Raw genomic sequence first — 10,753 nt, 5'->3', positions numbered from 1 at the left:
GCCTCGGGGCGCCCCCGGGCCTGGGATTCAGCCCGTTGGGCGGCGTCGGCTCGTTCGAAGAGGCTGGGGCGCAGATCCGGGCGAGAAACGCCCAGCGGGACTTCGACAAACAACGTCGATCCTTCCTCACGCCGTCGGCGAGAAAGCTGGGCATCGACCAGGGGGATGTCATTCGAAGGCTCCAAGAGCAAGCGATCCAGAAGGCCCAACAAGAAGCTAAGCAGCCGCTCAGTGAGCGACAAAAGCGAGACACCCGCCGGCAGGTTTCCATCGACTTCCGCCGGGAAGCGATTCCCCGGGAACAGGTCGCCGGCGCCGTCAACCAACTCTCCGACGAGCGTATCGACCGGCTCAACATCAGCGATCAAGAGAAAGCGGCCGGGAAGAAGGCGTTCCGGGAATCCAACCAACAGATTCTCGAACGCGAGCAACAGGCAACGAGTCGACAGCGGATCGAAGACGCCATCGAAGGTCGCGGGGGAAACCCTCAGGCAGAGGAACGCCGCCAACGAAAGCTCGACGAAATAGATCGGCGCGGTCGGTTTTCCCGGTATCGGGCGCAAGAAGGCAAGCCGGCGTTCGTCGGGGGACTGCGCGACAAGGACGCCCCAAAAGAGGCGCCGAACCGGGACCAGCCACCACCAGAACCCCAGCACCGGCCGATCGACCGCGAAGGACTCATCCGCGATTTCGAGACCGGGGGACAACGCCAGGGACGAGGGCTGGGAGTGGGAGGCAGGTTTCAGGATCGAAGTGACTTTGGCGTACGTGACGCAACCCAGCCTCGTCAAGTGTCGGACGTGAACGCGTTGCGTCAGACGCCTCTTGCGAACATCCAGGAGACACCGGACGAGGCGATCGCGGAAGTGCGCCGCAGCCTAGGGGTCGGCATCGGCGACCCTTCATCGCCGATCAGTGTCATCGACGGCGGCGAAGTCGGAGGCGGGGCCCAGGGACAAGGCGAAGGTGGCGACCAAGAGGGCCTCCAGCTCCAAGAGGAGCAAAAGCAACTGCTCGAAGACGTGTCGGGCAAAACCCAGGAAGGGAACAAACAATCCATCGAGAACCAGAAGTCGATCGTTGAGACGCTACAGACCATGAACGGAACCATGGAGCAGTTCGGGCAGGAATTGGCGGCCCTCAAGAGCCAGTTCGGCGCCGCTGGCGAGCGGGCGAAGAACGTGAATCGCCGGCGGCGCGGGTGAGCCAACGTTGAAGGACAAACGCCAGGGGGCGGAACAACGCACGTCGGCAACGCGGGTGAGCCGAGGTGTGGAGTTCCGAGCCGATTCGACACGGAACCGAGTACCGTCGAGTTTCACGACGGAATCACCCTCGCGATTCGCGAGGCTATTCGCCCAGGGACGGACGTTGGAGGGCGCTCCGATTCAGGGCGCCCCGGAGGTTCGGGGCCTCGATTTCCGTGCGGAATCCACCCGCCGCGATTCACGGCCGGTCAATACGGAATCCAGGTTTTCCCTGCGCGATTCGCGCAGGGTCGTTACGGAACTCCGGGAACGACTTCGCGAAACACGAGGTTGGTCGAGGCAACTCACTCTTTGACGGTTGGGGGGAGATTTTCGTTGACGCAACTGTGCCCGGTGCATACCGTTTTAGACGCGGGCTCGCCGGGTGCTGGAAACACCCGGCGAGCCCTAACCACGAGCCGACCTATGCGAGAGGTCAAACCCATGGCTGCATTCCATCCTATCGATTGCCATCGGTCTGTCTTCCGGGCGTGATGCCCTTCTTGGTCGATCGTGCGCGCGTCCCGCATGTCGCGGGGCGGCGATCATGTGCCTTGGAGGAGACCACCATGGCAACCACCAGTCCCGCACCATCGCCGAAGCTGTCCCCGGTCATCAGACTCGAGGAGTTCGCGGAACGCGCCTTCGCCGACAAGCTTCCCGAGGATGCCAAGAACGTCGAGTGGGGATGTTGGACCGAGGACGATGGTTCGGTAGCAGTTTCCGTGTCCTACCACATGAACGGGAGGGACATCGATGATCGCGTCATCGGATCGCTTCCCGGCGATTTCGACTGGTACTACATCGACGGCATCCCCGATTTTGGGCGCGCACTGAACAAAGCATCATTCGTGGGCCCCAGGGAAGCGATCCGAGAGATCCGAGAGAAGTTCGAGAAATTCGAAGCCGCTTGGGCTGACCTCCGAGCACTACTTCGGCCGATTCGAGACTAAAAACTCGCCGGCACGAGTGCCCGAGTGCGGTTCTGTCCTTTGCTCGGGCGCTCGCTCACCTTAGCAAATGCATTTCGAAACACGGGAGGCAAGACTATTGGCTACACAGGATGAACTTGAGGTAGATTCGCTCTCTGCCTATGTCCAAGCAGTAGAAGCGCACATGGAAAGCGTCTTCTCCTATCCGTGGTTTCGAGGGCAATCGAACTCAGACTGGCAACTTCAACCACGAGTTCTAAGGAGTGACTTCATCTCACGTCGAAGAAAACGTGGTGTGGGAGATGTTTCAAATTCTCCGTTCGCCTTTGAGTCGATCCTTTGCCGAGAGTTTCTCTATGCTGGTGCGAGCCTGATTCCCGAAGGGGAATCACAAACAGAGTCATACTTGCGAATGCAACACCATGGAATGCCCACACGACTGCTGGACTGGACCAAGTCTCCTCTCGTGGCTCTCTATTTCGCAGTGATGGAACAGCCACACAGTTCAGGAGCCGTCTACCTTTACACTCCGCAAATGGATGAAATGCTGGGAGTAAGCTTCAACACAGACAGTGCGCTTCTTCATGAAGCGATTGATTCGGTCTGGAAAGGAAGCAAATGCTCTTGCCCAGCAATAATTCCGGCCTCGTCTTCAGAATTTGTGGGTCGATGGTGGCTCGGGGAGGTTGCCGAGATTGTGATAGAGAGCGTATTTGAGGGTGCTGGGGTCGCGAAAGCCGTAGGAGCGGCGGGTCGTCAATTTGACCTTCAGATTCATTCCCTCGACGGCGCCCGCGGAAATCTCTCCTTTTGCCTCGAACCAATTGAAGATCTGCTCGGCGTGACGCTCGAGGGTTCGTGCCAGGTTGCGCATCGGTTCGATCCGTGTGCTCAAGGCCCGATCGAGCCACTCCTGGAAGAAGGATCCGATCCGCCAGGGAGCCTTGTAGTCCCAAAGCCGCTGGAAGTCTTCCTTCATCAGGTAGCACTTGACCGTCCTGAGGTTGTGCGTCAACAACTCGTTGAGACGAAGGACCTCCTTGCGTTTGAGGTTGCCGCGACGCTTGAGCAGCAGCCAACGCGTCCGCTTGAGCACCTCGAAGCCCTTGCGTTTGAGTTCGCGTGCCTCCTGGGCCCGCACCTTGTCGATCGCCTTGTTGAACAACTGCATGATGTGGAAGCGGTCGAGAATGTGCAGGGCCCCATTGGCCTCGCGAGCGATGACCGACAGGTAGGCTTTCCACATGTCGCTGCAGATGTACTTCAGCCGCTCGGTTCGCCGCCTGCCGAAGAAGCGAAAGAAACGACCGAGCGTCTCCTTGGTCCGGTCTTGCCCGACCCAAAGCAGACGACGCGATCCGCGGTCGATCTGATAGACCAGGGTGAAGTACTGATGCCCCTTGCGGTAGGCGACCTCGTCGATGCCGATCGCCTCGATCCCTTCCAGCTCGCGATGGCGGATTCCCCAGCAAACCGCCATTTTCACCGCACGAAAGACGGTGTGCCAACTCGTGCCGAAGATCTCGGCGGTCTCACGCCAGCTCAAGCGTTTGGCCCAACGGGCCAGGAACCATTGGAAGCTCGACGTCGTTCGCTCCTTGCCCGACGCCCAGGGAATGCGTTCCACCTTCACCCCGCAAGCAGGGCATGCGACCCGCCGCGCCGCGTAGACGAACCAGACCGCCAGGCCCCACAACGGCACGTGCTGAAAACGGCGTTCCGGCAAGTGGTCGTACGTGCCGCCACGATTCCCGCAACCCGAACAGATCGGCCGGCTGCGACGCCGTGGGCGAACCCGAACCAGCAGTCCCTCTTTCGACGAATCGGCCCAAGCCGCCGATTCGTAGACGAAACTCCCGTGACGCTCCAAGGCGTTGAGGATAACCTGAAGTCGCATCCCGTCTCTCGCGGCTGGCGTTTGAAGAAGTCCTTGCAAACTCCATCATGCGCCCCTCGAGAGCGGGATGCTCTTTTTTGGCCTCCTGCCGACTTCTCTCCTTTCCGCTTGACCAGTGGAACATCCTCCCCGCCAACGGCCAAGGAGGAGTCTTTGCCGGGCGACCGAAGCCGAGCCACGATGGCGAGGATGCAGGGCGAGCGAAGCGAGAAGACCAGGCAAAGCAGCAGCCGGACGCGGCCCTTGGCATACGGCGGTAACCTCCACTACCAAGCGGAACGGAGAAGACACTCACCACCCACAGATTTGGCAATAGAGCCTAATTCCGGTTACCCCTCGAAAGAAAATAGACCGAGTGATTAGACAGCAAGGCGTCTTCACGTTCCATCCACCTCAAGAGATCGAGCTTCGCGAGAACTACGAATACCCTTCAATGGATGGCCAGAAAGTGACAAAGGTGATCATTCCATCAGATAGCAAACCTAGGATGGCGCGAATGCTTAGGATGACGAACGTCACTGAATCAACCATCTTCGGTGGATTGGATGCGATCACAAGGGATATCCAGAGACAGTATGGAGTCATCTAGAAAGGCACTCCGATGGCGAATCTCTTCAAGAAGACGGTCAAGGACCCGAAGACCGGGAAATCCCGGGACTCAAAGAAATGGTACATCCGCTACGTCGACGCCCAGGGGCGGGAGCGACGGAAAGTTGCCTTCACCGACAAGCAGGCTTCGCAGCAGTTGCTTGCCAGCATCTTGCGCCGAGTTGAGCGAGAGAAGGCGGGGATTGTCGACCCGATCGAGGATCACCTCAAGCGTCCGCTCAAAGAGCACCTTGAGGACTACCGGAAGCACTTGGCCGCCAACGGCTCGGTCGCCGACTACGTCAACTCGGCCTACCAGCGGGTCCGCGACACCCTCCAAGGGGCACGGGCGGTCTTCATCTCCGACATCACGCCCACGGCGGTCAACGGCTTTCTCGCCAAGCTCCGCGCTGGCGACAAAGACACCAGGGGCCGAAGCGTCTCGACTTCGAACGGCTACCTCTCGGCGACGAAGGCCTTTTGCCGCTGGATGGTGCTCAACAAGAGGATGCGGGACAACCCGTTGGCCGCGATGGCCACGAAGCGAGCAGACGCCGATCGTCGGTTGGTCCGCCGGCCCCTGGAGCCGGACGAACTCCAGAAGCTCCTCACAGCCGCCAGGACGGGTCCCAAGCTCTTGGAGATCAGTGGGCCGGACCGAGAGGTGATCTACTTGGTGGCGACGAATACCGGCTTCAGGCGGAACGAGATCGCGAGTCTGACGGCGCGTTCGTTCGCCTTCGCTGCCGATCCGCCGACCGTGACGGTCAAAGCGAGCTACTCGAAAAGACGCCGGGAGGACACCATTCCCGTTCGCCGTGACTTTGCCGAGCGGGTTCGGAACTGGATCGCGTCGAAGGGGCTCGAGGGCACCGACGAACCGCTCTTCCCGATCATGGATGGCCGAACGTGGGTGAGCGTTGCAACGGTGGCGTCTTTTTGTTTGCGGTAGGCTTGGGTTGGTTGGCCCTGGTTTGTCGCGAGGCGGAAGATGCGAGTTCGTTGTGCGGAGAAGGAAGCGTATTGGCGGAAGGTCGTTCGTCGGCAAGAGGAGAGCGGGCGGGGCGTTCGACGATTCTGCCGGGAAGAGGGGATTTCGGAGGCGTCATTCTACGGTTGGCGGCGTGAGCTACAGCGACGCGATCGAAAAGAGGAACGGTCGACTGCGGTCGATGGCGGTGGAACGTGTCCGTCGCCGTTCGTGGCGTTGCGATTGGCGCCGACGTCAACGAGCGTGATCGAGATCGTTCATCCCCGAGGCTACATCGTGCGGGCGCCGGCCCAAGTCGACAGCGACGCCTTGCGTCAAGTGCTTGCCGCCCTCGAGAGCGTCGAGGAGGAGTGAGCATGTGGTCGGTCCCTCATCAGGTGCGGATCTTCCTGGCTCGGGAACCGGTCGACATGCGTAAGAGCTTTCATGGGCTCATCGCCTTGGCGGAGTCGGTGCTCGTGCAAGATCCGCTTTCGGGCCACCTGTTCGTCTTCATCAATCGCCGCCGGGATCGCCTCAAGGTGCTCTATTGGGGCGGCGTCGGCTACTGCATTTGGTATCAGCAGCTGGAAGAAGGGAGCTATCAGCTTCCCGACGCCCAGGCGGCCGACGACGAGGCCGGCCTCGAGATCACTGCCGGACAATTGTCACTCATTCTCGAGGGCATCGACCTCTCCTCGGTCCGGCATCGCAAACGCTTTCAAGTCTCCGATCAGCACCGTGACACGCCGTCGTCCCGTCGTTCGTGACTTCCCTTCACTCTTTCCCGAATGATGCTCGCCGCTCCCCGTCGCGGCGGCGAGAGCCTGGAAGCCATGGGACGGCACGCGACCAAAACCGAGTTTTGTCTTCGGTTGTCCTCGGGCCCAGGGTTCTTCGCTTGCCAATCTCGTTGGACGATCGACCCTGGCGTTCTCTTCGCGAGCGACAACGATGTCATGGTGATGGCAGCGATGAGGCGGACTCGCAGGCTTTCTCGTCATTCCGTCGAAATTGCTGAAACTGCTCTGGCGCCTTCGGCGTCGAGGTGCTAGGGTGTCCCCGCGACAACTGAGATCGGTTTGATGGACGCCTTCGACGTGAACCTCCCTCGCGACATCGACGCCTGCCACGAGTTGATCCTCGAACTCGATCGGGAGCGCCGACGGCAAGCCGCCGTCATCGCCCAGCAGCAAGAGACCATCGCTCAGCAGCAGGAGACGATCGATCGCTTGCAGAGCGACGTCGACTTGCTCAAACGGACCTTGTACGGCCGGCGTCGGGAACGCTTCGTCGACGATTCCCAGCAGGGGCTTTTGTTCGACTCGACAATCGTCGGGGCGGACGACGATTCAGGCTCCGGCGACGACGACGAGAGCGATGACGACGAACCGTCACCAGAACGCCGCTCGAGCAAGGGACGCGGCCGGCGTCTCTTCCCCGAGTTGCTGCCGCGCAAGACGGTCCGTCACGAACTCGACGAGCAAGAGATTCCCGAGGAGCTGAGGAACGACCCGACCGCCCGGCGGTTCTTCAAGAAGACCAGCGAGCAACTGGAGTTCACGCCCGCTTCGATCCATGTGATCGAACATTACCAAGAGGTGATCGTTCGCGACGAAGCATCGGGCGAGACGACGATCGCCACGGCGAAGAAACCGCCGCAGTTGATCGACGCTTACACCGGCCCCGGCTTCTGGGCTCATCTGACCGCCAGTCGCTTCGCCGACCATCTGCCCTACTACCGACAAGAGGACATCCTCGCTCGCCACGGCTGCCGCATCGGCCGCGGCACGCAGCAGCGTTGGCTCTTCGCCTTGGCCTTGGCGGTCGCGCCGTTGGTCGAACTGATGCGTCGGCTGGCGTTGCAATCCGAGGTGCTGGGCTGCGATGAAACGCCGGTCAAGATGTTGGCGGGCGAGCCGCCTGGCTGCACCAAGACCTATCTCTGGAGCACCGTCGGCGACAATGCCCATCCCTACGACTGCTTCCACTTCACGCCCGACCGCAGCCGCGATGGTCCCGACGAGTTCCTCGCCGGCTTCCAGGGTTACTTGCAGTCGGACGCCTACACCTGCTACGAGCGAATCGCCGCGGCGGACGACCGGATCGTCCCCGTCGGTTGCTGGGCTCATGCACGCCGTAAGTTCGAGGAAATCCACTTCAGCGCGCCGAGCGTGCGGACGCACACCGCCCTCGGCTACTTCCAGCGGCTCTACGACATCGAAGATCGCGCCCGTGACAGTAGTGTGTCACAACGCGGCGCCCTGCGGCAACGCGAAGCCAAGCTGATCGTGACCGAGTTCCATCAGTGGCTGCTCGAGCAAAGCGAACGGGAACTTCCCAAGTCGAAGCTGCGCGCCGCCATCGCTTACATGACCAACCGGTGGCAGTCCTTCGCGTGCTATCTCGACCATGGGGCGATTCCCATCGACAACAACCGCACCGAAGCGGCGCTGAAGTACGCCGTCCTCGGCCGCAAGGCGTGGCTCTTCTTCGGCAACAGCCAAGGAGGAGAGACCGCCGCCACCTTCTTCACGCTGACCAAGAGTTGCAACCGCCATCACGTCGATCCCTTCGCCTACCTCCGCGATGTCTACACCCGGCTGCCGACCACCCCGGCTTCGGATCTCCCTTCGTTGCTACCGGACCGTTGGATCGACGAGCATCCCCAGCATCGTCTCCAAGAGCGCGCCGACGAAGCCCGTCAACGAGCCGACCGCAAACGCGCCCGCCGAGAACAACGCCGCGCCCATGCAGCCACCCCCAGTTGATCGGTGACCGGTCCCCCATCGTCATCGGCTCCTGCTTCCCCCACACGCCACCGTTGCGACGCTCACCAGCAGCAGGAGACGATCGATCGCTTGCAGAGCGACGTCGACTTGCTCAAGCGGACCTTGTACGGCCGGCGGCGGGAACGCTTCGTCGACGATTCCCAGCAGGGGCTTTTGTTCGACTCGACAATCGTCGGGGCGGACGACGATTCAGGCTCCGGCGACGACGACGAGAGCGATGACGACGAACCGTCACCGGAACGCCGCACCAGCAAGGGACGCGGCCGGCGTCTCTTCCCCGAGTTGCTGCCGCGCAAGACGGTCCGCCACGAACTCGACGAGCACGAGGTTCCCGAGGAGCTGAGGAGCGATCCGGCCGCCCGGCGGTTCTTCAAGAAGACCAGCGAGCAACTGGAGTTCACGCCCGCTTCGATCCATGTGATCGAACATTACCAAGAGGTGATCGTTCGCGACGAAGCATCGGGCGAGACGACGATCGTCTCGGCAACGAAGCCGCCGCAGTTGATCGACGCTTACGCCGGCCCCGGCTTCTGGGCTCATCTGACCGCCAGTCGCTTCGCCGACCATCTGCCCTACTACCGACAAGAGGACATCCTCGCTCGCCACGGCTGCCGCATCGGCCGCGGCACCCAACAGCGTTGGCTCTTCGCCCTGGCCTTGGCGGTCGCGCCGTTGGTCGAACTGATGCGTCGGCTGGCGTTGCAGTCCGAGGTGCTGGGCTGCGATGAAACGCCGGTCAAGATGTTGGCGGGCGAGCCGCCTGGCTGCACCAAGACCTATCTCTGGAGCACCGTCGGCGACAATGCCCATCCCTACGACTGCTTCCACTTCACGCCCGACCGCAGCCGCGATGGTCCCGACGAGTTCCTCGCCGGCTTCCAGGGTTACTTGCAGTCGGACGCCTACACCTGCTACGAGCGAATCGCCGCGGCGGACGACCGGATCGTCCCCGTCGGCTGCTGGGCTCATGCGCGCCGTAAGTTCGAGGAAATCCACTTCAGCGCGCCGAGCGTGCGGACGCACACCGCCCTCGGCTACTTCCAGCGGCTCTACGACATCGAAGATCGCGCCCGTGACAGTAGTGTGTCACAACGCGGCGCCCTGCGGCAACGCGACGCCAAGCCGATCGTGACCGAGCTCCATCAGTGGCTGCTCGAGCAGCACGAGCGGGAGCTTCCGAAATCGAAGCTGCGCGCCGCCATCGCTTACATGACCAACCGGTGGCAGTCCTTCGCGTGCTATCTCGACCATGGGGCGATTCCCATCGACAACAACCGCACCGAAGCGGCGCTGAAGTACGCCGTCCTCGGCCGCAAGGCGTGGCTCTTCTTCGGCAACAGCCAAGGAGGCGAGACCCCCGCCACCTTCTTCACGCTGACCAAGAGTTGCAACCGCCATCACGTCGATCCATTCGCCTACCTCCGCGATGTCTACACCCGCCTGCCGACCACTCCGGCTTCGGATCTCCCTTCGTTGCTACCCGACCGTTGGATCGACGAGCACCCCCAGCATCGTCTCCAAGAGCGCGCCGACGAAGCTCGCCAACGAGCCGACCGCAAACGCGCCCGCCGAGCCCAACGCCGCGCCCCTGCCGCCACTCCTCGTTGATCGGTGACCGGTTCCCCGTCGTCATCGGCTCCTGCTTCTCCCACACGCCACCGTTGCAACGCTCACGAACGTGGGAGATGATCCGCTCGGACCTCAAGCGGGCGGGCATCCCCTCGAAGGATGATGATGGGCGTTCGGTCGACTTCCATTCGCTCCGCGCGACGTTCATCACGAACCTATCGCGAGGGAACGTGCCGCCGAGGATGGCCCAGCAGCTTGCCCGCCATTCCGACATCAATCTGACGATGGGGACGTACACTCACTTCGGTCTCTACGACCAGGGGGCCGCCGTGGAGACGGCTCTCCCTCCCGTCGGCGAACCGAGCCGGCTCGAGGTCCAGGAACTCCGCGCGATCGGAACCGATGGTGCCGAAAAAGGGGCCGAAATCTCGGCACCACAGTGCAACGGTATGCAAACTAGGGCTCCCCTCGGGGAGTCTCGCGAGTCACCTAGCGACACCGGTCAATGCGACCCGTCGGAAGCGATTCACAAGGAAAACAAAGGGGTTTGTTGCGATCAGGAAGGGTCTCAACAAGTCAGTGCCCAAGAGAGGACTCGAACCTCCACCCGGTTGCCCGGACTAGAACCTGAATCTAGCGCGTCTGCCAATTCCGCCACTTGGGCAAGTGGTTAACAGCCCGTTGATCTACTCGGTGCCGGCTGCGAACGGCCCTGTTGAGCAAACGCCGCGTCGTAGAAACGCGATCTGGCTCAACCG

The 10,753-nt window shown here is 61.8% G+C and carries 9 protein-coding genes, 1 tRNA gene and 2 pseudogenes; 9 read left to right on the top strand and 3 right to left on the bottom strand.

Going from position 1 to position 10,753, the window contains the following annotated elements:
• Nucleotides 1-35 precede the first annotated feature (35 nt).
• The 3 genes and pseudogenes from Pan216_RS17645 to Pan216_RS17635 all read left to right on the top strand — a co-directional run.
• Nucleotides 36-1,205, top strand: a complete 1,170-nt coding sequence (locus tag Pan216_RS17645) for a hypothetical protein (protein ID WP_145259860.1) — start codon at nucleotides 36-38, stop codon at nucleotides 1,203-1,205.
• A gap of 611 nt (nucleotides 1,206-1,816) precedes the next feature.
• Nucleotides 1,817-2,200 carry a hypothetical protein gene (locus tag Pan216_RS17640; protein WP_145259858.1) on the top strand — a complete coding sequence of 128 codons (384 nt, stop codon included), beginning with the start codon at nucleotides 1,817-1,819 and terminating at the stop codon, nucleotides 2,198-2,200.
• A 67-nt stretch (nucleotides 2,201-2,267) separates the two neighbouring features.
• Nucleotides 2,268-2,669 (top strand): annotated as a pseudogene (locus Pan216_RS17635) (FRG domain-containing protein); the annotation flags it as partial.
• Between the two features lie 162 nt (nucleotides 2,670-2,831).
• Here Pan216_RS17635 and Pan216_RS17630 read toward each other — a convergent pair.
• Nucleotides 2,832-4,076 (bottom strand): ISL3 family transposase, encoded by a 1,245-nt coding sequence (locus Pan216_RS17630; RefSeq protein ID WP_145254871.1) that lies wholly within the window; start codon nucleotides 4,074-4,076, stop codon nucleotides 2,832-2,834.
• 601 nt (nucleotides 4,077-4,677) lie between these two features.
• On the opposite strand from Pan216_RS17630, the gene Pan216_RS17625 reads away from it, so the two are divergent.
• The 6 genes and pseudogenes from Pan216_RS17625 to Pan216_RS28475 form a co-directional block, all read left to right on the top strand.
• Entirely contained in the window at nucleotides 4,678-5,616 is a 939-nt protein-coding gene (locus tag Pan216_RS17625; RefSeq protein WP_145259856.1) for a tyrosine-type recombinase/integrase, read from the top strand.
• Nucleotides 5,617-5,655: 39 nt separating this feature from the next.
• Nucleotides 5,656-6,009 (top strand): IS66 family insertion sequence element accessory protein TnpA, encoded by a 354-nt coding sequence (gene tnpA / locus Pan216_RS17620; RefSeq protein WP_145259854.1) that lies wholly within the window; start codon nucleotides 5,656-5,658, stop codon nucleotides 6,007-6,009.
• Nucleotides 6,010-6,011: 2 nt separating this feature from the next.
• On the top strand, nucleotides 6,012-6,404 hold the full coding sequence (gene tnpB / locus Pan216_RS17615) for an IS66 family insertion sequence element accessory protein TnpB (RefSeq protein ID WP_145259852.1): 393 nt from the start codon (nucleotides 6,012-6,014) through the stop codon (nucleotides 6,402-6,404).
• A 315-nt stretch (nucleotides 6,405-6,719) separates the two neighbouring features.
• Nucleotides 6,720-8,405: an IS66 family transposase gene (tnpC, locus tag Pan216_RS17610; RefSeq protein WP_145259850.1), complete on the top strand. Its 1,686-nt coding sequence runs from the start codon at nucleotides 6,720-6,722 to the stop codon at nucleotides 8,403-8,405.
• Nucleotides 8,406-8,495: 90 nt separating this feature from the next.
• Entirely contained in the window at nucleotides 8,496-10,034 is a 1,539-nt protein-coding gene (gene tnpC, locus Pan216_RS17605) for an IS66 family transposase (RefSeq protein ID WP_419192664.1), read from the top strand.
• A 77-nt stretch (nucleotides 10,035-10,111) separates the two neighbouring features.
• A pseudogene (locus Pan216_RS28475) lies at nucleotides 10,112-10,237 on the top strand (tyrosine-type recombinase/integrase); the annotation flags it as partial.
• Here the strand turns inward: Pan216_RS28475 and Pan216_RS28470 are convergent.
• Together Pan216_RS28470 and Pan216_RS17595 are read right to left on the bottom strand one after the other, a co-directional pair.
• Nucleotides 10,211-10,450 carry a hypothetical protein gene (locus Pan216_RS28470; RefSeq protein ID WP_419192663.1) on the bottom strand — a complete coding sequence of 80 codons (240 nt, stop codon included), beginning with the start codon at nucleotides 10,448-10,450 and terminating at the stop codon, nucleotides 10,211-10,213. The pseudogene Pan216_RS28475 and the gene Pan216_RS28470 overlap by 27 nt on opposite strands.
• A 125-nt stretch (nucleotides 10,451-10,575) precedes the next feature.
• Nucleotides 10,576-10,659: transfer RNA gene (locus Pan216_RS17595), tRNA-Leu, on the bottom strand.
• Between the last annotated feature and the right edge of the window lie 94 nt (nucleotides 10,660-10,753).

This window comes from Kolteria novifilia (genome assembly GCA_007748055.1).
Lineage (GTDB): Bacteria > Planctomycetota > Planctomycetia > Kolteriales > Kolteriaceae > Kolteria > Kolteria novifilia.
Note: the sequence above shows the minus strand (reverse complement) of the source record. Positions and strands in the feature narration are given on the sequence as shown.

Coding starts and splice junctions, on each gene's coding strand:
- Pan216_RS17640 (WP_145259858.1), top strand. CDS start 1,817: ATGGCAACCACCAGTCCCGCACCATCGCCGAAGCTGTCCCCGGTCATC.
- Pan216_RS17625 (WP_145259856.1), top strand. CDS start 4,678: ATGGCGAATCTCTTCAAGAAGACGGTCAAGGACCCGAAGACCGGGAAA.
- Pan216_RS17630 (WP_145254871.1), bottom strand. CDS start 4,076: ATGCGACTTCAGGTTATCCTCAACGCCTTGGAGCGTCACGGGAGTTTC.
- tnpB (WP_145259852.1), top strand. CDS start 6,012: ATGTGGTCGGTCCCTCATCAGGTGCGGATCTTCCTGGCTCGGGAACCG.
- tnpC (WP_145259850.1), top strand. CDS start 6,720: ATGGACGCCTTCGACGTGAACCTCCCTCGCGACATCGACGCCTGCCAC.
- tnpA (WP_145259854.1), top strand. CDS start 5,656: ATGCGAGTTCGTTGTGCGGAGAAGGAAGCGTATTGGCGGAAGGTCGTT.